The sequence below is a fragment of the Gammaproteobacteria bacterium genome (genome assembly GCA_035546635.1).
Taxonomy (GTDB): Bacteria; Pseudomonadota; Gammaproteobacteria; order JAURND01; family JAURND01; genus DASZWJ01.
In genome coordinates this window covers 70,117-92,851 of record DASZWJ010000017.1, presented here as the reverse complement: position 1 = coordinate 92,851, position 22,735 = coordinate 70,117, and the positions used below count along the sequence as shown (strand labels likewise).

22 protein-coding genes are annotated in these 22,735 nt (G+C 43.3%); 13 read left to right on the top strand and 9 right to left on the bottom strand.

Annotation, left to right across the window (positions count from 1 at the left end):
* Window positions 1–68 precede the first annotated feature (68 nt).
* From VHE99_03245 to VHE99_03200, 10 genes are all read left to right on the top strand, one after another.
* A complete protein-coding gene (locus tag VHE99_03245; GenBank protein ID HVV68042.1) occupies window positions 69–782 on the top strand; it encodes a helix-turn-helix domain-containing protein in 714 nt (237 codons plus the stop codon).
* A 305-nt stretch (window positions 783–1,087) separates the two neighbouring features.
* Window positions 1,088–2,353, top strand: coding sequence for a histidine--tRNA ligase (gene hisS / locus VHE99_03240; protein HVV68041.1), 1,266 nt, complete (start codon window positions 1,088–1,090; stop codon window positions 2,351–2,353).
* An 18-nt stretch (window positions 2,354–2,371) separates the two neighbouring features.
* Window positions 2,372–3,001, top strand: a complete 630-nt coding sequence (locus VHE99_03235; GenBank protein HVV68040.1) for a tetratricopeptide repeat protein — start codon at window positions 2,372–2,374, stop codon at window positions 2,999–3,001.
* Between the two features lie 39 nt (window positions 3,002–3,040).
* Window positions 3,041–4,174, top strand: coding sequence for an outer membrane protein assembly factor BamB (bamB, locus tag VHE99_03230; GenBank protein ID HVV68039.1), 1,134 nt, complete (start codon window positions 3,041–3,043; stop codon window positions 4,172–4,174).
* Window positions 4,175–4,188: 14 nt separating this feature from the next.
* Window positions 4,189–5,577, top strand: a complete 1,389-nt coding sequence (gene der / locus VHE99_03225) for a ribosome biogenesis GTPase Der (GenBank protein ID HVV68038.1) — start codon at window positions 4,189–4,191, stop codon at window positions 5,575–5,577.
* Between the two features lie 51 nt (window positions 5,578–5,628).
* Window positions 5,629–6,801, top strand: a complete 1,173-nt coding sequence (locus tag VHE99_03220) for an ABC transporter substrate-binding protein (protein ID HVV68037.1) — start codon at window positions 5,629–5,631, stop codon at window positions 6,799–6,801.
* 134 nt (window positions 6,802–6,935) lie between these two features.
* Window positions 6,936–7,811, top strand: a complete 876-nt coding sequence (locus VHE99_03215) for a branched-chain amino acid ABC transporter permease (GenBank protein HVV68036.1) — start codon at window positions 6,936–6,938, stop codon at window positions 7,809–7,811.
* Between the two features lie 5 nt (window positions 7,812–7,816).
* Window positions 7,817–8,764: a branched-chain amino acid ABC transporter permease gene (locus VHE99_03210; protein ID HVV68035.1), complete on the top strand. Its 948-nt coding sequence runs from the start codon at window positions 7,817–7,819 to the stop codon at window positions 8,762–8,764.
* Window positions 8,761–9,516 carry an ABC transporter ATP-binding protein gene (locus VHE99_03205; protein HVV68034.1) on the top strand — a complete coding sequence of 252 codons (756 nt, stop codon included), beginning with the start codon at window positions 8,761–8,763 and terminating at the stop codon, window positions 9,514–9,516. The genes VHE99_03210 and VHE99_03205 overlap by 4 nt, the downstream gene beginning before the upstream one ends.
* A 148-nt stretch (window positions 9,517–9,664) precedes the next feature.
* The gene (locus VHE99_03200; GenBank protein HVV68033.1) at window positions 9,665–10,351 is read left to right on the top strand and encodes an ABC transporter ATP-binding protein; all 687 of its coding nucleotides are present in this window, start codon (window positions 9,665–9,667) and stop codon (window positions 10,349–10,351) included.
* A gap of 96 nt (window positions 10,352–10,447) precedes the next feature.
* On the opposite strand, the gene VHE99_03195 is transcribed toward VHE99_03200, so the two are convergent.
* The 3 genes from VHE99_03195 to VHE99_03185 all read right to left on the bottom strand — a co-directional run bounded on the left by VHE99_03195 (window position 10,448) and on the right by VHE99_03185 (window position 11,628).
* A complete protein-coding gene (locus VHE99_03195; GenBank protein HVV68032.1) occupies window positions 10,448–11,005 on the bottom strand; it encodes a hypothetical protein in 558 nt (185 codons plus the stop codon).
* A gap of 78 nt (window positions 11,006–11,083) precedes the next feature.
* Complete coding sequence (locus VHE99_03190; protein HVV68031.1) at window positions 11,084–11,380, bottom strand: hypothetical protein; 297 nt, start codon at window positions 11,378–11,380, stop codon at window positions 11,084–11,086.
* 80 nt (window positions 11,381–11,460) lie between these two features.
* On the bottom strand, window positions 11,461–11,628 hold the full coding sequence (locus VHE99_03185; protein HVV68030.1) for a hypothetical protein: 168 nt from the start codon (window positions 11,626–11,628) through the stop codon (window positions 11,461–11,463).
* An 80-nt stretch (window positions 11,629–11,708) separates the two neighbouring features.
* Between VHE99_03185 and VHE99_03180 the strand changes: the two genes are divergently transcribed.
* Together VHE99_03180 and VHE99_03175 are read left to right on the top strand one after the other, a co-directional pair.
* Window positions 11,709–11,912, top strand: a complete 204-nt coding sequence (locus VHE99_03180) for an AbrB/MazE/SpoVT family DNA-binding domain-containing protein (GenBank protein ID HVV68029.1) — start codon at window positions 11,709–11,711, stop codon at window positions 11,910–11,912.
* Complete coding sequence (locus VHE99_03175; GenBank protein HVV68028.1) at window positions 11,909–12,292, top strand: type II toxin-antitoxin system VapC family toxin; 384 nt, start codon at window positions 11,909–11,911, stop codon at window positions 12,290–12,292. The genes VHE99_03180 and VHE99_03175 overlap by 4 nt, the downstream gene beginning before the upstream one ends.
* Window positions 12,293–12,361: 69 nt before the next feature.
* Here VHE99_03175 and tssM read toward each other — a convergent pair whose 3' ends face one another.
* From tssM to fis, 5 genes are all read right to left on the bottom strand, one after another.
* Window positions 12,362–15,520, bottom strand: a complete 3,159-nt coding sequence (tssM, locus tag VHE99_03170) for a type VI secretion system membrane subunit TssM (GenBank protein ID HVV68027.1) — start codon at window positions 15,518–15,520, stop codon at window positions 12,362–12,364.
* A gap of 129 nt (window positions 15,521–15,649) precedes the next feature.
* Window positions 15,650–16,465, bottom strand: a complete 816-nt coding sequence (icmH, locus tag VHE99_03165) for a type IVB secretion system protein IcmH/DotU (protein HVV68026.1) — start codon at window positions 16,463–16,465, stop codon at window positions 15,650–15,652.
* Between the two features lie 33 nt (window positions 16,466–16,498).
* On the bottom strand, window positions 16,499–17,779 hold the full coding sequence (gene purD / locus VHE99_03160) for a phosphoribosylamine--glycine ligase (protein ID HVV68025.1): 1,281 nt from the start codon (window positions 17,777–17,779) through the stop codon (window positions 16,499–16,501).
* A 66-nt stretch (window positions 17,780–17,845) separates the two neighbouring features.
* Complete coding sequence (purH, locus tag VHE99_03155) at window positions 17,846–19,465, bottom strand: bifunctional phosphoribosylaminoimidazolecarboxamide formyltransferase/IMP cyclohydrolase (GenBank protein ID HVV68024.1); 1,620 nt, start codon at window positions 19,463–19,465, stop codon at window positions 17,846–17,848.
* Window positions 19,452–19,736, bottom strand: coding sequence for a DNA-binding transcriptional regulator Fis (gene fis, locus VHE99_03150; GenBank protein HVV68023.1), 285 nt, complete (start codon window positions 19,734–19,736; stop codon window positions 19,452–19,454). Before fis ends, purH begins: the two co-directional genes overlap by 14 nt.
* A gap of 382 nt (window positions 19,737–20,118) precedes the next feature.
* Between fis and VHE99_03145 the strand changes: the two genes are divergently transcribed.
* Entirely contained in the window at window positions 20,119–21,279 is a 1,161-nt protein-coding gene (locus VHE99_03145; protein ID HVV68022.1) for an ankyrin repeat domain-containing protein, read from the top strand.
* A gap of 36 nt (window positions 21,280–21,315) precedes the next feature.
* Here VHE99_03145 and VHE99_03140 read toward each other — a convergent pair whose 3' ends face one another.
* Window positions 21,316–22,704, bottom strand: coding sequence for an NAD-dependent succinate-semialdehyde dehydrogenase (locus VHE99_03140; protein HVV68021.1), 1,389 nt, complete (start codon window positions 22,702–22,704; stop codon window positions 21,316–21,318).
* Window positions 22,705–22,735: the final 31 nt, after the last annotated feature.

Genomic DNA, 22,735 nt, shown 5'->3' with positions numbered 1-22,735 from the left:
TCAAGACTCGTTTAAAATGCCCCCTTTGGATTGCCCATATAACTGGAAGAGTTGAGGAGTAAAGCATTATGACAGACCGAGAGGGTGTTGAATTTTCTGCAACCACCGCCAGCAGGCTAGAAGGTCCAGGAGCCTACCTGCGTAAAATCCGTGAAGAAAAAAAAATCGAATTAGATGAGATGGCCAAACAACTACGGTTTACACCGCAGCGTTTGGTGCAGCTTGAAAATGATGACTACAGTACCATGGGTTCCTCCACCTTTGCGCGAGGTTATCTGCGTACTTATGCGCGATTGCTTGGCATGTCTGAAACTGAAGTTGGACAAACTGTAGCGTTATTTGACTCTCAGGGTCTAAAGGTCAATATCCGCTCTAATACACCCCAGCTTATCCATGAGAAAATGGCGCATTCCAACCACAAATTCATGCGTGGTTTTAGTTTGTTAGTGATATTAATTGTGGTGATACTGGCCGGATTTTGGTGGCATAACCGCAATTCAGCTGCGGATAAAATGACTTCAGACAGTCCCAGCGGCAGCTCTCAAGAGGCCGTAGGCGTCAATCCTAACCCGCCGCCTGTGACCAATAGTGCGCTTGAACATCCTATTCCATTAACGACAACACCTCCTGGAGATAATGGTGCAACGCCGCCTGCATCAGCAGCCGCAGCGACAGAGCAACCTCAAGCGACTGATGCACCGTCCAATCCATCGGTTAAGCCGGCTAAAAATACACGCAGCAGGAGATTGTCTCAGGCGCAAGCAAACCAGAGTGATGAATAACAGATAAGCTTTTTCTCACCCGAATGGATTATCATTTCCTGGTAGTGTAACCGTAGTTATCTTGGACGATCTTTCCCAGCTTCTTTTTTTGGAACATTGTTAAATAAATTTCTAATCTTTCACCTTCTTCCCTTGCGGGAGAAGGTGCCTTCTTACAGCCTTGGCTTTTTTCCTTCTCCCGTCTGTGACCGAAGGGAATCCCCTTGTGGGATGGGAGAAGGTGCCCTCTTACAGCCTTGGCTTTTTTCCTTCTCCCCTTGTGGGAGAAGGGAGAAGGTATTAAAACTATTAGAGAGGTAAAACCCTTGCCACAAAATATCCAAGCCATTCGTGGTATGCGCGATATATTACCCCTGGAAAACCGCTACTGGCGCCACCTGGAGAATTGTCTGCTCGACGTCGCAGCTGCTTATGGTTATCAAGAAATACGCCTGCCGTTGCTAGAGCAAACAGCCTTATTCGAACGCAGCATAGGCGGAGCCACCGATATCGTTGAAAAAGAAATGTATACCTTCGCCGATCGCAATGGTGACAGCCTGACATTGCGTCCTGAAGGCACGGCCGGTTGTGTACGTGCGTGTATTGAACATGGTTTACTCTATAATCAAATTCAACGCCTATGGTATTGGGGGCCCATGTTTCGGCATGAACGACCGCAAAAAGGTCGCTATCGCCAATTCTACCAGTTTGGTGTGGAAGCCTATGGTATGCCAGGTCCCGATATAGACGCCGAAATCATTTTCATGAGCGCCAGAATATTGGATTTGCTAAATCTACGGGGTAGTTTGACCCTACAACTGAATTCTTTAGGTTCGCAAGCAGCGCGTGCTAGCTACCGTGAACAATTGGTTGCTTACTTTTCTGCCCATCATGACCAATTAGATGAAGATAGCCGCCGCCGTCTGTCCACTAATCCGCTACGTATTCTCGATAGCAAAAACCCTACAATCCAGACATTAATCGCCGCTGCCCCCTTGTTGACGGAATGCTTGGATGATGTTTCCGCACAGCATTTTGCCAAGCTGTGTGATTTACTGGATACCGCGGGCATTGCCTATCAAATCAATCCGCGTCTCGTCAGAGGGCTCGATTATTATGGTGGCTTAGTGTTTGAATGGACCACCGAGGAATTGGGTGCGCAAAGTGCGGTATGTTCTGGCGGTCGTTATGATGTATTAGTTGAATTGCTAGGCGGCAAACCAACGCCTGCAGTTGGTTTTGCTTTAGGTATGGAGCGGATGGTTGCTCTTTTAGAAACGCGCTTGCAATTGGCTGATTCAGTCAATGCTTATTTGATTTTGGTGGGTCAAATGGCGGAAGAACAGGGGTTAATTTTAGCGGAACAATGGCGGCGAGAATTGCCGGGATTGCATTTACAAGTCAATTGCGGTGGTGGTAGTTTTAAAAACCAATTTAAGCGTGCTGATAAAAGCGGTGCGAAGTTTGCGTTTATTTTAGGACAAGATGAAATCGAGTCACAAACGGTTTCAGTAAAATTTTTGCGCGAAGAGCGTCCGCAGTTAATTGTGCCTATATCGGATATGCAACAGTTTTGGCAGACACAACGCTAAATACTTCTGGAGAACAACATGCAAGAATACAACAACGATCAAGAACAATGGGAAGCGATAAAAACCTGGTGGAAAGCCAATGGTATGCAATTGGTCGCGGTAATTGTTCTAGGATTAGTTATCAGTTTTGGTTATCAGTTTTGGCAGCAGCATAAAGCACAGCAGGCTGAAAAAGCTTCGTTTTTATATGACCAGATGTTGGCAGGCTATGCGAATGGAAGTATGAAATTATTTGCTGATCTGGCTAAAGAATTGGAAGATAATTTCAGTGCAACCCCTTATGCAGGAATAGCGGCCTTATTTGAAGCTAAAATTGCTGCAGAAAAAGGTAATTCTGCGGGAGCTTTGCAAAAACTACAGTGGGCAATGGATCATGCACGTGGCGATTCATTCCGCCAGATTGCCAGATTGCGTGCGGCGCGTATATTATTGGCACAACAAAAACCCGATGCAGCACTTTCGCTATTGCAAAAAGTGGATAATAAAGGTTACTTACCTGCGATTAATTTGGTAAAAGGCGATATTTATTTAGCGCAAAGTAAAATGGCTGATGCCCGTACGGCTTATCAGGCGGCTTTGCAGGCAATACCTGCTGACCAGCCATTGCATGCAGATTTACAAATGCGAATTATCCAGCTGCCCTCTTAAAGCCTTAGCTTTTTTACAAAAAATTATCAGGAATCTATCATGTTAAAACACCTAAAAACAGCATGCCTCCTATTAGCTTTGTTAACCCTAGTAGCTTGCAGTGGAAAAAAAGAAGTGGTCATGCCGCTGCAAGAATTCACCCCAGTCTTCCCAGTACAAGAAATTTGGTCAACGCAAACTGGAAAAGGTGTCAAAAAAGAATATCTTAAACTCTCTCCAGCCTTGGTCGGAAACCAGATCTACACTTCGAGCTATTCCGGCCGCGTTACTGCAATTGATGCCAGCACTGGAAGAGTCATCTGGCAAGTCAATACGAAACAAAATTTAACGACAGGTGTCAGTGTAGATGGCGGTGCAGTTTACGTTGGCACTGAAAAAGGTCAGGTATTAGCTTTGAGCCGTTCTAATGGCGCTAAATTATGGAGTACTTTACTCAGTAATGAAATATTGGCTAACCCCAATGCTCAATCTCCTTATGTTTTAGTCAAGAGTATTGACGACCATTTGTATGCATTAAACAAGCAAACTGGTCAGCCGGTGTGGAATTATAAAGAAGAGACTCCCAGCTTGATTCTGCGAGGTGGACAATCTCCAAAGGTGGCTGGCAATTTAGTAGTAGTAGGTTTTGCTAACGGTCAAGTGGGCGTGTTCAGCATTGCCAATGGGGAGATGTTGTGGAAGCATGCCGTAGCGGAAGCCAGTGGTTTATCCATCGTCGATCAAATGGTGGATATTAATGATACTTTGGCGGTGGCAGGTAATACTATTTATGTTGCTACTTATCAAGGTAATTTATCGGCGCTGGGTTTAAGATCAGGTGAATTGTTGTGGCAACATGATATTTCTTCTTATGCAGGTTTAGCTATAGACGATCGCAATGTGTATGTCACTGATGCGAGTAGTAAAGTATGGGCTTTCAGTCGAAGAAGCGGCCAAGTGGTGTGGGAGCAGGATAAATTAATGGGTCGCGGCGTGACTGGTCCGCAGGTGATGGGTAATGCGGTGGTGGTCGCTGACAGTAAGGGTTATGTGCATTGGTTGTCTGCTGATAATGGTAGTTTTGTTGCGCGCACGTTGGCGGATAAAAGCGGGGTATTGGATACGCCGTATGTGCAGGGCAATTCGGTATTTGTCTATACCAATAATGGTAAGTTGATTAAATATCGGATTTAAAGGTAAGGTACAGTATGATCCCCGTCATCGCAATTATTGGTAGACCCAACGTTGGTAAATCCACTTTGTTTAATTATCTTACTCGTTCTCGTACGGCGTTGGTGGCTGATGAGCCCGGTGTGACGCGTGATCGGCAATATGGTGAGGGATTATTTAATGAGCGACCGTTTATCGTTATTGATACCGGGGGTATGGAGCAGGATGAGAAAAATCTTGAAACTTTGATGCTCAAACAAACTTGGGCGGCGATTGAAGAGGCTAATGTTATTTTTTGGGTTGTCGATGCGCGTGTTGGGTTAACACCGGGGGATTCTCATATTGCTGAACAATTGCGGCGCTTGCAAAAAACGATTTATGTTGTAGTTAATAAGGCAGAAGGTGGGAATAAAGAATCTGCTTGTGCGGAATTTTATACTTTGGGAATGGAACCTGTGCTGCCTATTGCCGCAGCACAAGGCATAGGCGTGCATGATTTATTAGAAACCGCGTTGCGGCAATTCCCAGTGACTGAAGCAGTACAGGAAAATAAATCACAGGGTATCAGGGTTGCCATCGTTGGGCGACCCAATGCTGGAAAATCGACATTGGTCAATCGGATTCTCGGAGAAGAGCGAGTACTAGTTTATGATGCTCCGGGTACCACGCGTGACAGTGTATTTGTGCCTTTTACACGTCGTGACAAAGATTATGTGTTAATCGATACCGCGGGTGTTAGGCGTAAACGTAGTGTTGAGGCAGGTATAGAAAAATTTTCAGTGGTTAAAACTTTGCAGGCGATTAATGAGGCCAATGTGGTGATATTTGTCCTTGATGCGCGTCAAGGGGTTGCCGAGCAGGATTTGCATTTGCTGGGTTTTGTGATTGATTCTGGAAAAGCCTTGGTGATTGCGGTAAATAAATGGGACGGTTTGGCAGAAGATGAGCGTGCTTCAATGCGTAAAGCCATAGATCGCCGTTTGCAATTTGTGACTTATGCGCGTGTCCGTTATATTTCGGCACTGCATGGGACTGGGGTGGGGGGGCTATTCCCCGATGTTGAAGAAGCTTACCGTTCGGCAACCAAGAAATTTTCTGCCTCAAAGTTGACGGAGTTGTTAAATAAAGCCGTAGAGTCTCACCAGCCGCCAGCGGTATTAGGTCGCCGCATTAAACTGCGCTATGCCCATGTAGGCGGCAGTAATCCTCCGGTTATTGTGATTCATGGCAATCAAACAGAAGCACTGTCATCATCTTACCGCCGCTATCTGGCCAATTATTTTCGTGAACAATTATCTTTAGTTGGAACGCCGATACGCATAGAATTACGTAGTGGTGAGAATCCTTTTCAGGATAAAAAAAATGAGCTGACGCCACGGCAGGTGAAACGTCGAAAACGTTTGATGGAGCATGTTAAGAAGAAATAGGTCAAGCTGTCATTTTGAGTATTGGCTGTCATCCTAACAAGGAGAATCAACATGAAAAAACTATTATTTTTATTATTAGCTTGTACCAGTCTAATCACTGTGGGCTGCGAAAAACAAAAGCTGGCGAGTGACAGCATCAACGTGGGTGCCATTGTCGAATTAACCGGCAGCATTCCTGCAGTAGGCGCTTCCAGCAAAAATGGCATGGAGCTGGCTGTGAACGAAATCAATGCACAAGGCGGCATCCTGGTGAATGGCAAAAAAATGCCAGTCAGATTAGATGTCCAAGATAACGGCGCCCAAGCGGATCAATCAGCCTCCGCAGCGCAAAAACTGATTTCACAGGATAACGTGGTCGCTATTCTTGGACCAAATGCCAGCTTAGGCGCTATTCCAGCTGCGGAAATTGCCGAGGGCGCTAAAACCCTATTAATTACCCCCTGGTCGACAAATCCAAAAGCCACACGCAATTCCGCTACTGGCCAACCCAAACACTATGTATTCCGCGCTTGTTTTACCGATCCATTTGAGGGTCATGTATTAGCCAGTTTTGCCCGCAACAACTTAAAATATCAGACCGCCGCAGTTTTATATGATGTGTCTTCTGAGGCGCCTACCAGTCAAGCCGCTATATTTAAGCAGGATTTTGAAAAACAAGGTGGCAAAGTTGTCGCATTTGAAACTTACTCGACCAATGATAAAGATTTTTCGGCACAATTAACTAAGATTAAAGCGGCTAAGCCAGATGTATTATTTTTACCGGCTTATTACAATGATGTGCCGCTGATTGCACAGCAAGCTAAGCGCTTAGGTTTACAGGTAGCATTTTTAGGTAGTGATGCTTGGAGCAGCCCAGAATTGCTCAAACTAGCCAATGGTGCTGTGGAAGGTGCTTATTTTGCGAATCACTATTCTCCAGATGCCAAAACAGCAGCGACTGAGAAATTTGTTACCGATTATCAAAAAGCCTATGGTAAAACCCCTGACGATGTGGCGGCTTTAAGCTATGATGCTGCGAAAATTTTGTTTAATGCCATTGCTGCCGCAGGGACATTAGATCGTCAGGCCATTCGTGACAGCATGGCGAAGTTGCCTGTGTATGCGGGTGTGACAGGCGATATTAAATATTCAGCTGATTCAGGCGATCCGGTTAAAAGTGCTGTGATTATGCAAGTGAAAGGGAATCAGTTTGTTTGGGTAGCTAATGCGAGTGCTGGTTTGTGAGATGGGATTGAAGTAGCTTATCAGTCGTGACTCTTTCCTTCTCCCACAAGGGGAGGAGGATAGTAAGAGAACCTTCGCTTGCGCAGAAGATATTAGCACTGCTAGCATGTTGCATCTGCAACCTGGACGCACGCATGATCTATTTCCTACAACAGACTTTAAACGCCCTACAATTAGGCAGTATCTATGCACTCATCGCCTTAGGTTACAGCCTTGTTTATGGTATTTTGCGCTTATTCAATTTCGCCCACGGCGATATTTTCATGGCGGGTGCCTTTGTTGGGTTATATAGCGCTTTGGGACTGCATTTTGGTTTTTGGCCGAGTTTAGCTCTGGGTATGCTAGGCAGTGCAGCCATTGCCGTTTGCGTAGAACAGCTGGCCTATAAACCACTGCGAAGAGCGCCTAAAGTTTCTATGCTGATTACCGCCTTAGCTTGCGGTTTAGTCATAGAACATTTATTTTTGATACAAAATCCTTATCCACAATATGTACCCACTTTAGTTCCCAATCTGATTTGGCATTTTGACGGCTTGACGTTTTCTCTGCTGCAAATTTTAATTATTGCTATCAGTGTTGCCTTGATGTTAATTCTAGATTGGCAATCCCGATGTACGTTACTGGGTTTAGCACAGCGTGCCATTGCCAATAATAGTCAAGAATTAGTTTTAATCGGCGTACCGCTAAACCAAGTGATTATGTATACCTTTGCCATCAGCGGGGCTTTAGCAGGTGCTGCAGGCGTTTTATATGCCCAATCTTATCCAGTGATCGATCCTTATATGGGGGTGAGTTTGGGTTGGAAGGCTTTTACAGCAGCGGTGGTTGGGGGCATTGGTAATATCCGCGGTGCGATGCTGGGAGGATTTGTATTAGGTGCTGTTGAAATTTATATGGTCGCTTTTTTTCCATCCAGTTATCGTGATTTTGCAGCCTTTGGTTTATTGGTGTTGTTTTTAATTTTTCGTCCCCGTGGTTTATTTGGCGGTATGCTCATGGAGAAGGTATAACTACCATGCGCAAATTTATTATGTTGGCTGTCATCATTCTTATCGGATTATTTAGTTTTCTGATACCGCAATTTCAATGGTTAAGTAGCTACTATCAATTAGTATTAATGACCATTGGCATCAATATCATACTCACATTAAGTTTAAATTTGGTCAATGGCTTCATGGGTGAATTTTCGGTAGGTCATGCCGGTTTCATGTCTATCGGTGCCTATGTTGCTAGTGTATTTAGCCTGCATGTTTTTCCAGAAAATTTATTTATTATCAGTATTTTATCAGGCGGAATTGCTGCAGCCTTCGGGGGGGTGTTAATAGCAATATTATCATTTAAAACACGTGGCGATTATTTAGCTATCCTCACCTTAGCGTTCTTAATGATAGTCAAATCCATCATTGAAAATATACAAAGTATCGGTGGTGCGCGGGGTTTATCTGGCATTAGTCAGTTGACGACATTACCTTGGGTATTTTTCTGGTTGCTGGTGACATTTATATTGATGCGCAATCTCGTTTATTCGCGTTTTGGTCGTAATATTTTAGCCATTCGTGAAGATGAAATGGTTGCAAGATTGATGGGTGTCAATACCCGACAAACTAAAATTTTGGCGTTTGCTATTTCGGCATTTTTTACGGGTATTGCCGGGGGACTTTATGCGCATGTATTACAGTTTATTAATCCATCCATGTTTAATCTGGCTAAATCCACCGATATATTAATCATGGTTTATTTAGGAGGTGCAGGTTCATTAAGCGGTTCGATTATTGGTGGCACGTTATATACGTTATTAATGGAAATATTGCGCCCATTGGCAACCTGGCGCATGGTGATTATGCCGATTATTTTAATTTTGTTAATGATTTTCCGTCCTTCAGGCATTATGGGGTACAAAGAATTTTCCTTGTTTCGTCCTAGTCAGAAATATTTTCGCCCTAAAAAGGCGCTCAAGGCATGACGGTCTTGGCCATAAAAAATTTATCGCATACATTTAGTGGCTTGCACGCGATTACTGATTTTCATCTCCAAGTTCAATCGGGTGAAATAGCCGGCGTGATTGGTCCTAATGGTGCAGGTAAAACCACGCTTTTTAATGTGTTATGCGGCGTTTATCCGATACAGCATGGAGAAATTAGCTTAGATGGTAAAACTTTAAATGGTTTAACTACAGAGCAAATTACCCGAGCTGGCATTGCCCGCACTTTTCAAAACATCCGTTTATTTAAAAAACTTTCTGTGTTGGATAATATCCGAATTGCTGTGGGTAGTTGTGATTATCCCTTGCGGTCGGCAATGTTGCGACAGTCGAGATTTTTACAACAAGAACAAACTACTTTGGATATGGCATATGATTTACTTGCGCGTTTTGGCTTAACACAATATGCGCAATCCTATGCCGAAAATTTGCCCTATGGCTTGCAGCGGCGTCTTGAAATCGCCAGAGCCTTGGCGATCAATCCTAAAGTATTATTATTGGATGAGCCGGCCTGCGGTATGAATCCACAGGAAACAGTAGAGCTCAGTTGTTTAATTAAGGAAATATTTCAAGAAAGAGCGCTAGCCATTTTATTAATCGATCATCAAATGCGTTTTGTTATGTCATTGTGCCAGCATATTACCGTGTTAAATTTTGGCAAAATTATTGCAGAAGGTGACCCGGAAATGATTCGTAAACATCCAGAAGTTATACAATCTTATTTGGGTGGATGATTTTTTTAACCTACCTTTCTCCTACAAAGCTAGGGTATGCACACAAGTAACTAGTAGCAACAAATCCTTCTCCCCTTGTGGGAGAAGGATTTGTTGCTACTTATGTGCATACCTTAGCCTACAAGGGGAGAAGGAAAAAATTAAAACCATGCTAACCATCTCACAACTCAGTTTAAAATATGGCACTATTCCCGCGCTGCATGATATTTCACTAGAAGTAGCCGACAATGAAATTGTAACGCTTCTAGGCAGTAACGGTGCAGGCAAAACTTCAACCTTGCGCGCCATTTCAGGTTTGGTTCGTTACCAAGGCATTATTAAATATCAGAATCAAGATTTAGCTGACATTCCCTCACATAAGCGCATTAATTTAGGCATTGCGCATGTGCCAGAAGGTCGAGGAATTTTTAGTGACTTAACAGTCATCGAAAATTTGCGCTTAGCCGGTTGGGGAGTGCGCAACTTAGATTTCAATGCAGTTTATAAATTATTTCCACAATTGCGTGAGCGGCACAAACAAGCTGCTGGCACCTTATCAGGTGGTGAACAGCAAATGTTGGCTATTGCCCGTGCCTTATTACGTAAACCCAAACTGTTATTACTGGATGAGCCTTCTATGGGTTTATCTCCCAAATTGATGCTGGAAGTTTTTGCTGCGTTAAAAAAGATTCATGCAGAAGGCGTCGGAATTTTATTGGTAGAACAAAACGCCCATTTAGCATTAAATCTGGCACAACGTGCTTATGTATTGGAAAATGGCCGTATTGCTTTAAGTGGTAATGCGGCAGTTCTTATGAAGGACAGCCGGATCAAAGAATTGTATTTGGGAGGCTAATTACTCCTCTTTAAAAAACGATAACGGGGTTGCGAGGGGATTTAAAGAGTTTGGGTAGCTCAATTGTCTCCTTAAATCCACTTGGCGTTTTAAAAGTCATTTGGGTGCAGGTGCAGAGGGTAAAACTACTGATTCGTTCAATTTGTCGATCTGTTTTTCCATAGCTTTCAGCTGACTGAGGATAATTTGTGGCAGTGTCGGACGAGAAAAAAATGATAACCGCGAGGGTTTACTATTTGGAAAGTCAGTATGAAATTGAGAAATAATAGATTTTAAATCTTTCTGTGCTTGCCTTTTATCACTTGCTTGCTGTGATATTATTAAATGCATAATTTCTTGTAGTTTCTGCAGATAATAATCAAGCTTTCTAATAGACTTCTCTGATTTTGCAGTATCTTTTCGATGATTGGTGCTTAATTGCGATAGTTTGGTCGCGAATAAATTTGAGTCAGTAGATTTTCCGGTTACATTATTACTCAGCTTTTCAACTTCTAGGTCAAAATTCTTAATAGCAGAATTAAATCGAGATTCATAATTTTTTTCCAAAGAAATGAGCCGTTGAGATTCCTGCTGTCTTAGCTGGAGGAATAAATTATTAACAGCATTAAGCGAATTAAGGATTTCAGCAGTAACCTGCCACGCAGGAGTTATCATAAATACATCCCCCGATAGAAGAAAGACATGCATTGCGGATTATTTCGATTCGATGTAATGGATTTTAGCGTGTAAATATTAAAATAGTATTAATGTTACCTTATGGCGCCTACGAGAAAATTGTTTCTCTATGCTAGATAATTGATGCCCAGGCGGAGTATTGATAAGATTTAGTAAGTTTTGCAATGCGGGTTCTACGTCTTGTGCCGCCATAAAAAATAAAGAACCGAATTTATGTAAAGCATCATCGCGAACACCAGGTTTATCCTTGCCTAAGGCAGGTTGTAGGCTGCGATAGAGTTTATTGAGTTCTTCCAGTGTTAATGTCGGTTGTGATTCAGCAAAGGCTACAAATTTATAATAAGTGCTGACCATGCTATTGAGTACTTCTTCGTGTAATAGGTCTTTTTCTTGAGTGGATAAATCACTGTAATGCAGGGTTAGGGTGGAGTACTTTATTTGAACATCGTATCAATCCACCCAAAGCTTGCAGAAAATCCAGTGAAATATAAGAGTCCTAATATTTTGCCTAATGGTCCTGAAAAATTAGGGATATTGGAGTGATTATTGGCTATTTGATTGATTTGCTGCTTAATATCAGGGATTTCCGATGAAGATTCCATGCTGTTTCTCTTAATATTGATTTATCGATAAGCATCAATTACAATTACGTCATACAAATTATTAATCGATTGGGAATTTTATGCAAGTAGTGATTTCTCCTAAATTTCAAATTGTTATCCCTAAAGAAATTCGTGAGTCCATGCATTTACGACCTGGTGAAAAACTATGTGTTTTTCGCTATCAAAACCGTCTTGAATTTATACCTGTTAAAGATATTAAAAAAATGCGAGGTTTTTTAGAGGGAATTGAAACAGTGATTGATCGAGATAAAGATAGATTATGAAAAAAAATGTAGTTGATTCTTCAGGTTGGCTTGAATATTTTGCTAATGCAGAGAACGCAGATTTTTTTGCGCCAGCAATCGAAGATATAAAAAATTTGATTGTTCCAACTATTTCACTCATTGAAGTTTTTAAACATGTTTTGCGTCAACGCTCTGAAAAACAAGCTTTTGAAAGTATTGAGGGTATGATGCAAGGTACTGTGGTAGATTTAAATATCGAAATTTCATTAAATGCTGCAAAATTAGGTGTGCAATATAAAATTCCACTTGCGGATAGCATTATTGTTGCTACAGGGATGGCTTGTGAAGCAACTATCTGGTCTCAAGATGCAGATTTCAAGGGTCTGCCAGAGGTTAAATACATCAATAAAAAATATTGATCCACTGTAACTTCTTTCCTCCCTTGAAAAAAGGAGTGAGCAGTTACGATAGAGTTTTATTCAAAAAAATCAAAGCTTTTCAGGACAACGAAACTCGCTCAGAATCAATGGCACAAACGGATTAATCGGTTTGTCCGCCAGCAATTGATAAGTCACATTAGTACCATTCACATTAAACAATAACTGATAAAGCTGACTATTATGTGATGGCGTTAAGCGCCCTTGCGCCAGTAGCTTAAATACCGCCCAAGGACCATTCTCTTCAAAGAAAACAATTTTTTTGCTGCCTTGCATCAACGCCAATTGTGCATGATCTTGGTGAGCGCCCGGCCAATTGATTTTTTTGTTCTGATGAAAATCATTCAAATAATTAATCGTCTGACCATTTAAGTTTAATACATAATTTGTTGCCATCAGCGCTGAGTCCACAGGCATAATAGAAAAACCAACGGTTGGCATTTTTTGATTATTACTAAAATACATTTTTTGGATCAAAGCAGCGCGATCGAGCATTTCCAGAGATTTTTGAGAAATGTGCAGTGTTTGTCCATCCACGTATTTCCATTTCCAATAGAGTTGGCTGTTATCGATAAAAGCAGACAACTGCTTGGTGAATGTATCAATTGTGCCCTCCGGCCCAAAAAAGTGGGCAAATTCTGTCAGATTCATATCCAGAGTTGCATCACTGAACACGGGATAACGGTTATTGATGTATTCGTTGTAATCAGGGATCACCTGAGTCAGCCATAACAGATTAATATGATTAGAGGCTGTTTTCAGTATGGAACGCCATGAGTTTTGTGCTAAAGCATTGAGCCAATTATTTAACGGAGCAGGTGCGGAATTGGCGACGGTATATAACTGACTGATGGCATCGTTTTGACCGTCATTATGCATGCGGTGTTTTGCAGCATTTAATGCTGCCTCCCCGCTGTCTTTGGCATTGACAATGCCGTCCAAATATTTAGTTAGCCCAATGAGTGCTTTTTGTACGTTGCTGTTCTTTGCTGAATCTAATAACAGATTTTGTAATTGCTGTAATGTTTGTATGCTAGCTTGGGCTTCAGGATAGTTGGCAATGGGTTTTAGATTAGCGGAAACCGTATCCAATAGCGGCATCAATGGTGAATCAACACTCGTTAACGTGCGGGTAAAGGCGCTGGCATCGGCCAGAGTACTGAATTGACCGGGTTGTATATTCAATAATTCTCCTAGCCAAAAATCAGCATAACGCTGAATATACATGTGACGAAGGCTAGAAACTAATTGCGCAGTTAAAGCAGTTGTTAAATTGGCCGGTAGCGTCAAATTCAATACCCAGTTGTCGCCAGTGGCAATTTGTTGCACTAATTGTGGAATTTGCGTTTGGTAAACCGCATTGAAATTTTTAGCCTGATAAAGGGGCGCGTGTTCTGGAGGTATAGAAAATGCAGGATTCACAGTGTCGGCACTGGTATTAGGCGCAAGTGTCGCTGTAGCTTTATAACTTTCTTGCAATGTCAGATAGGCAATTTCGGCTAAGGGTAAGCTGTTCAGACGCTGTCTGGCAAGTTGCACGATCTGCGCATCAGTTGCAAATTCTAGTGGGCGTTGTTTAAGCCAGAAAGCTAAGTGCGCGTTGAGTTGTTTCCTTTTCTGGGGATTATTCGCTAAGTTTTCTCGCCAGTAACGGTTAAACCAGCCAATCACAAAGTCGGTGTCCAGATGTGAGCTGTCTTCGAGCATCAGATAGGTTTTTAATGCGTCAAAATATTCTTGCGGTTTGACATGGGCTGTTGCTTGTAATTGTTGTTCCAATATTTGTTTTAGCAGGGGAGCTAACTGTGAATTCAGCGCTTGGATATAAGTTGTTGTTAAATCATTTTTGATAGTGCGTGCCTGATGAAATACCAGCGTCAGCAAGGGATTAGAATGTTCTCTGGCTTGATCCACTGCCCGACGCAGGATGTTCAATGACGGCAAATAAGCCTCAGGAGTGTTATTGTCGGTGGCGGGTTGGTACTGCGCCATGATTTCTTTGGTGCGGGATAGGGTATGCGCATTATAAAAATATTCAGGAATCAAAATTAGACAGGCAACGGCTAGCAGCGCCCCCCAACCCATATAAAAATGTTTGCTTTGCCAGTTTAAAAGAGCGGGTACTTTTTTTATCGGGATAATTTTATGGTGGATAATTTTCTCAAGCGGCTGATGAATAAAAAACGCCCGTTGTTGTGGCTGAAAATTCACCTGTGGAATTGTTGGTAGTCCAAAAGTGTAGAGTAAGGGGCTTAAACCATCGGTGATTAAGCCGTCTTGATGGCTACTGGTAAAATAAATTCCACTTAAGCTAGTGCGCGTGCTGTGCAGTTGTGTGGCTAGGGTGATGATGTCTCTTTTTAAGGCTTCGAGCTGCAGCGGGAAATCTTTAATACGGTTACGCTTTTCCAGATTGTGTTCGCGATGCAAGCGTGGAATCAGCTGTTCATTTAAGCGGCTCAAAAAAAGATTGAATTGTTGTTCCAAATGGGGTGCAAGATTTTGTTGCATTAAATTTTGTGGCAGTGAAATGCCAAAAGTCTGTTGGCAATCTTCTGGGCTTAATGTATTAAAAGAATCAGTAAATCCAGCGATGCGGTCACATTTAGTAAAGATCAGGTAAACTGGTAAGGTTTTTAAATACTTGGTTAAGCTCTGCACACGATGGCGCAGTATATCGATTTGCAGCTGCCGCTGCCCACGGTTTTTGCTTAAAAACTGGTGTAGATCAATGCAAATCATTAGCCCATCGACTGCGCGGTAACGGTGGCGGTTTTGATGCAGTAGTTCTATAAACTTTTTCCAGATCAGATGCGAGTCATTTTTCGGATCATCAGGCAGCATTAAAGCGCCGTTAACGTCAATAAACACGGCCTCTTTGCCAAATAACCAGTCGCAATAAGCAGTGGTGTGGGGGAGTTTGAGCGGCTGGTTATTGGTGGAAAGGAGGTTGAGGTCGCTCATGCCTAACAGGCTGGTTTTACCTACTCCTTCGGCTCCTAGAACCAGGTACCAAGGCAGTTTATGACGGTAAAAAATACTTTTACGATATTTTTTTTTCAGGAAACGTAGGGCGTCTTTAATACTTTGTTCTAGGATAGTTAATTTTGCAGTGGCGTGTTCAATGCGCCAGTCATCTTGCGATAGCGCTCTAGAAGGCGTTAATGATTGTTGGCGGTTTAAAGTTTTTCTGACAAATTCGCGGATCATATCCTGACCAGTGCTGTAAATAGTTCAAAGCTTAATACTTTTATTCCTTCTCCCATCCCACAAGGAGATTCCCTTCGGTCACAGACGGGAGAAGGAATAAAGTGTAAATGTTATAAGGAAGATGCTTAATTAAGGGGAATCACTATAAGAAGTCTCGTTAAAAGTTTCCAGATTATAATGCAATTGCCCATTTAATAAACAATAGCTTGTGATAATTACAACAATTGTTGAGAATAGCAACAACATCCTACCGATCAAGCGTGATAAAAATTTTTCAGGTGGTGCTTCTTCTGGTGCGGCACTGGTGATTTCCAGCTGTTTGTACACTTCTTTACGGTGGCGCTGGATGGTATGAAATAGTGTGTCTCTGATTTCTGCCAGCAGAATATAACCGCGCTCCTGGTAACGATATTCCCCTTCAAATCCTAGACTTAAACATAAATATAATAATTCTAATAGATCAATATAAGTGACAGGGTCTTGCAAACAGTGTTTTAACACGAAAAAAAAGGATTTATTTTCCAGACCATCAGGCTGGGTGGTTTCGGTTAGGGAATATTTGCCCCAATCACTTTCACGTCCCCAGCGTGTACATAGCACCATTTCATCTACCCACAGTGACATAATTAGCTGCGCTGCCATGATGAAATTGACGCGATAACCATAGCTTTGTGCCTGATGTTCAAAGGCTTTGAGTTCGTGGGTTAGATCTTCATGTAATTTGACCAAGCCAGGCGAGTATTCGAGTGATTGGAATTTTTCTGCCAAGTAAAAAAGTGGGGCGGCCGCGGTGATTAATGGGTTGATGCCTGATTGGCTGACAAAAGCTTTGGAGCGGTAATAGGCGGGCGCTTTTCGCGCTAAAAGGTTGGATTTAATCAGGCCTAAGGTATTATTTTTGCCTTCGACTTCAGTCCAATCTGCTTGGTAGGGTTTCATTTCCATATGGGTTACCTGGAGCTTTGTATATGTAAGTAGTCACTCACGCATAATAGCACGATAGCCAATGTCCCTGCGGTAATAAGCATTTTCCCAGGAAACCTGCTTCGCCAATGCGTAAGCCTTAAACTGTGCATCTTTAATCGAATCGCCAAGGGCAGTGGCGCAAAGCACCCGTCCTCCAGCTGTTTTAACTTGTTCGTTATCTAATACTGTTCCCGCATGAAACACTTTGCAATCCGCTGCAACTGCTTCAGACAAATGCTGAATAACATCGCCTTGTGCATAACGATCAGGATAGCCTTTGGCTGCCAACACCACACCAAGTGCCGGTCGCTGATCCCAGAGCAGTTTAACAGTATTCAATTGACCATGCAGTGCGGCAAGACAGACGGAAACTAAATCTGATTGCAGGCGCATTAAAATCACTTGGGTTTCAGGATCGCCTAAACGGCAATTAAATTCCAGTACTTTAATTGCATTTTGTGGAGTAATCATTAAGCCGGCGTACAAAAAGCCAGTATAAGGCGTGCCTTGTGCCGCCAGACCCCGTAAGGTTGGATAAATGACCGTTTCCATTATTTTTGCGTGTAAGCTTGATGTGATAACAGGGGCTGGGCTATAAGCTCCCATGCCGCCGGTGTTCGGTCCGGTATCGCCGTCATCGCGGGTCTTGTGATCTTGTGAGGTGACTAAAGGCAATGCATAGGTGCCATCCGCCATGACAATGAAACTGGCTTCTTCGCCTTGGATAAATTCTTCAATGACGATTTGCTGTCCGGCATTGCCTAAGGTTTGACCGCTCAGCATTTCTTGAACAAAGGCTTGAGCTTGAGATTCACTTTGGGCGATGACTACACCTTTGCCGGCAGCTAAGCCATCGGCTTTAATAACAAGCGGGAAAGATTGTTGTTTAATATAGGTTATGGCAGCAGATAAATCCGTAAAGGTTGCATAATGGGCAGTTGGAATGTGGTAGCGCGCCATAAAATCTTTGCTGTAGGCTTTGGAAGATTCTAAGCGTGCAGCAGCTTGGCTGGGTGCAAAGCAGGGTAATTGCTGTTGTTGGAATTCATCCGCAATGCCGGCAGCTAAGGGTGCTTCAGGACCGACAATCGTTAAGTCTATGTGCTGTTTTTTGGCAAAATCGATCAACTTCGGGATATCGGTGGCATTGATGGGTATATTTTCAATGCCAGGTTCCAGTGCAGTGCCTGCGTTTCCGGGGGCGACAAAAACCCGAGTAGCTTCTGGCGATTGTCGGACTTTCCAGGCTAGGGCATGTTCTCTGCCGCCGTTGCCGATGATGAGGATGTTCATTGCAGTGTTCCTGGAAGTTGAGCTGCTGATTAATTAGTCATTGGCGCGAAATTCAAAAAATGTTGTTTAATGCCGAAAATGCCTAAGCCCAGTAAATAACATCGCAATGCCCGCTTCATCTGCCGCTTGTATCGTCTCTGCATCACGTACTGAGCCACCTGGTTGAATAATGGCAGTAATCCCTGCGGCAGCTGCTGCATCAATGCCATCACGGAAGGGGAAAAATGCATCCGAAGCCATGACCGCTCCGGCCACCTCAAGGCCGGCGTCGTTAGCTTTCAAACCGGCAAGGATTGCACTGAACACCCTGCTCATTTGGCCTGCGCCTATGCCGACTGTGGCTCGATCTCGCGCATAAACAATGGCATTGGATTTTACACATTTCACAATTTCCCAGGCAAATAACAGATCGGTAAATTCCTGAATCGTTGGCTGACGCAGCGTCACAATTTTTAAATTATTAGGAGATAGCGTCATAGTATCACGGTCTTGTATCAGCATGCCGCCAGAGACTCGTTCATAGTCTAAAGCAGGATTGGGACTTTGCCATTGACCTGTGGATAATACCCTGACATTCGGTTTATGTGCCAGAATGGTCAGTGCTTCAGTTTCAACTTCAGGTGCGATAATCAATTCCACAAACTGATTATCAATAATAGCTCTGGCAGTTTCAGCCATTAAGGGTTGATTGAAAGCAATAATTCCACCAAATGCCGAAGTTGGATCAGTGGCAAAGGCGCGTTGATAGGCGTGTAGCTGCGAGTCAGCTAAAGCCGCACCACAAGGATTGGCGTGTTTTACAATCACGCAGGCTGGGGTGCCATTTAGCACTTTCACACATTCGAGTGCGGCATTGGTGTCAGCAATATTGTTAAATGATAATTCTTTGCCTTGATGTTGTTTAGATGTAGCAATGCTGGCTTCATTATTGGATGCTTCTACATAAAATGCGGCTTTTTGGTGGGGATTTTCCCCATAGCGTAGGTCTTGTTTTTTTTGAAATTGCACGGTGTAAATTTGCGGGAAATCGTCTTTGGTATTGTCTAGATGTATGGCGTTGAGATAATTAGCAATTTGAGCGTCGTATTGTGCGGTGTGCGCAAAGACTTTTTGTGCTTGGCGGAAGCGAGAAGCCAGTGTGGTAGCGCCTTTACAGTGTTCAATTTCACTAAGTACAGCGGCATAATCTTCAGGATCGACCAGGGTCATGACACAAGGGTAGTTTTTAGCAGCTGCCCGCAGCATGGCAGGACCGCCAATATCTATGTTTTCAACTGCCCTTGCCAGGTTGCAGTCTGGATTTTTCACGGTTTCTGCAAAGGGATATAAGTTGACTACCACCAAGTCGATACGGTCTATGCCATGTTGTTGAATCACGGATTCGTCCACATTACGGCGTGCTAATAATCCACCGTGAATTTTTGGGTGCAGGGTTTTCACTCGGCCATCCATGATTTCTGGAAAGCCAGTGTAATCTGCGACTTCTTCAATCGCTATGCCGGCATCTCGAAGTAAACGCGCAGTGCCGCCGGTGGAAAGAATCTGTATATGTTTGGCTTTGAGTGCTTGAGCAAACTCAATCAAACCGGTTTTGTTGGAAACACTCAGCAAAGCACGTTTGATGATGGGCTCATCGGTTGCAGAAAAAGCGGTCAGGTCAGGTCGGTCATTTTTAGTCGAGATCATAGTGTTTTAGCTTTTTGCGTAGCGTGCTTCTGCTGATACCCAGAAGGATGGCGGCTTTGCATTGATTGCCGCGGGTATATTTTAAGGTGGCTTCGAGTAAAGGGGGTTCTACTTCTTCCAGTACTAAATCATAGAGCTGAGTCGGTGGCAGCGCTGCATCCAGGTGTGCAAAATAATTATCCAGCGCTTGGCGGACTAATTGGCGCAGTGGCTTGATGATTTCGGTTGCGTGTTTCTCGTGCACAACGGCTAAGTTTTCGGCAGTTTTCATAAACAGGTTATCCGTTAACAAGGGTAGTGGTCAATCCCGGAATTCCCTGTGTTCTGAGGCGCTTACAGGGAGGCAAGGTTCAAGGCGTGGTCTCTTTACCTGAAATTCAGTTGTCGTTAAAACACCGAAAAAACATTAAATACGCTTAAGCTTGACGTATGGAGTATAGATTCTCGAGATAAATTTTGCAGGGGAGCCCAGTGCAGGCGGGATTATAACCTAAGAGTTGTGAGGGGGGAAGGAGAGAAGGGGTAGACTGCCAGAGTTATCAAAAAACAGAAAATTCAATCTCTCCACGTTGACAAGATCAGCGTGCCAATGATAGAAGCAAAAGCATACTAGCTTCAGACACTGAGTAATAAAAAACATATGGGGAAATAAAATGCGCGATTCGGTCGTAGGTTCGTCTAATGAATTACAAAATAATTATGGTTCTTATTTTAATAAAAAAATTAAGTCTGATGAGGTGTTCTTTAAAAAGATAGAGAGTTTAATAAAGAAAAATCAATATAATGTTGCATTTTGTCTAGCCGCTGGTCGAGGCGAAATTGCAACAATGGAACAGTTAATAAAATTAGGTGCGACCCCCAATGCCCGTTTTCAAGGCATGTCTGCGCTCCACTATGCGGCAAAATATGGTCGAGTTGAATCTATAGCCTATTTGGTGAAAAGGTGTGAGGTGGATGCAAATTCCCAAAGCGAAATTGACGAGGTACCTAAACCTTTATGGCTGGCGGTAAGATACCGGCATTTTGATGCTGTTAAAGCACTTTCTGACAAAACTGACCTTAAGGGTCTGTTTGGGGACAGGACGGTTATTCATGAAGCCATCCACTATGCACCAGATGAAATTTTAAGATGGCTATTGAGTAAAGATCCTTCAGGCGTGAACATGCCGCTACAAGATAAAAAAGGGTCTGCTTCACCACTACAGCTGCTTTTATCAAGAGCACATAAGGGTTCTGCTATTTCAGTGCATTCGTTAGTTAGTTCTGGTGCTCACTGGGATATCAAAGGAACAGTTAATTTTCCCCGACCATTACAAATCGCTATGATGCGAGATGATATAGAATCTGTGAGAGTTCTACTAAAAGCCAAGGCTTCGTTAGAGTCTGAGCTTAAAAAAAATCCAGGCTTGGTCAATGAGCTTATCAGGTTAGGTTGCACAAAAGTTATAAAAATGCTCCTTGAAAACAAACTTATAAATCCTAATCCGTCTGACACCACTACCTCACCTTTGTATTTGGCAACTTACTACAACCACCCTAAGCTTATTGAGCTATTTGTTGGGGCTGGGGCGATTGTCACTCCAGAGATAGCCAAGCTGGCTGCGGGAAAAGATGAAGCCGTTATTTCAGCCTTAACAATTAAAAAAGATAGCAAGCATCCATCTAGACCAAACCCACAGGTAGATCCAAGCCATTTCCCTTCTTTTTATGCTTCTTCTACTGAGGATAAAAAATCGATTCAGCAGGAACCTAAGGACGTAATAGAAATTGAAGACTATCAACATTTAGACTGGATTATGCACTCAAATAATTAGTCGCAGGAATGATAGGGGAATTGAAGTGAAGGGGTTTTAGCTTTTGACCCCTTCATCGCTAACGCCAACCGTCTTTATATTCATAAACTCATGCATACCAATTTCTGCTAGTTCCCGCCCAAAACCTGAAGCTTTGACGCCACCAAATGGCAGGCGTGGATCAGAATTAACCATTTGGTTCACATAGCAGGTGCCGGCGGTTAATTGTTCTCTCGCAATTTTTTCACCGCGGGCAATATCCTTTGTAAATACTGCTGCAGCCAGACCATAGCGGTTATCATTGGCGATGCGGATGGCATCACCCTCATCTTCGGCCTCTATCAAAGTAATCACCGGTCCAAATATTTCTTCATCATAGGCGGGCATGCCTTTTTTTACTTGATCTAATACGGTCACGGGGTAATAAAAGCCAGGCGTATCTTCAGGTAGTTCTCCACCTTGCAATAACACTGCACCTTGTGCAACTGATTGTTGTACTTGTTGATGGACAGTCAGACGCAGATCTTCGCGCGCCAGTGGGCCTAAGTCGACCTGTTCATCCAGCGGGTTACCCATTTGATAACGGTTTAACTCTATCATCACGCGGTTTTGGAATTGCGTTTTGATGGATTTAACGGCAATGAATCTTTTGGCGGCTATGCAGACTTGGCCGCTATTGGCAAGTCGTGATTTGACACATTGCAGTGCGGCATTGTTCAGGTCAGCATCTTCTAAAATAATATAAGGATCACTGCCGCCTAGCTCGAGTACCGCTTTTTTGATATGGGTGCCGGCTTGACTGGCGACTGACTTGCCGGCACGTTCGCTGCCAGTTAGGGTAACGCCTGCGACGAGAGGATCGGCGATCACTTGGCTGGCTTGATCTTCATTGATGATAAGCGTTTGGAAGAGATATTTGGGAAAGCCGGCTTGACGAAATAAAGTTTCAATGGCTAAACCGCAGCCAGTGACAATGGGTGCATGTTTTAAAAGTGCGGCATTACCTGCCATTAAGTTGGGCGCAGCGAAGCGGAATACTTGCCAGAATGGGAAGTTCCACGGCATGATGGCGAATATAACGCCTAGGGGTTGATAGGTGATGTAGCTACTATCTAATTCAGTGGTGATGTGGCGGGGTTTAATAAATTCTGCGGCGGAAGTGGCAAAATAATGGCAAACTTTGGCGCATTTGCTAACTTCACTGCGTGCGTAAGTAATGGGCTTGCCCATTTCAGTGCTGATTAGGGTGGCATAGTGTTCATTGTCGGTTACCAATAGGTCAGCTGCACGCAGCATGAGTTCGCTACGTTGGGTGATGGGTAGTTCTCGCCATTGCAAAAAGGCTTCATGACCCTGCTGTATGCTAGTTGTGACTTCGCTTTGGGACAGGGTTGGGTAGGATTGGAGTAGCTGGCCGGTAGCGGGATTGATAGTTTGGATATCCATGAGAATTGTCCTTTGGTTTGTGATGGTTGTT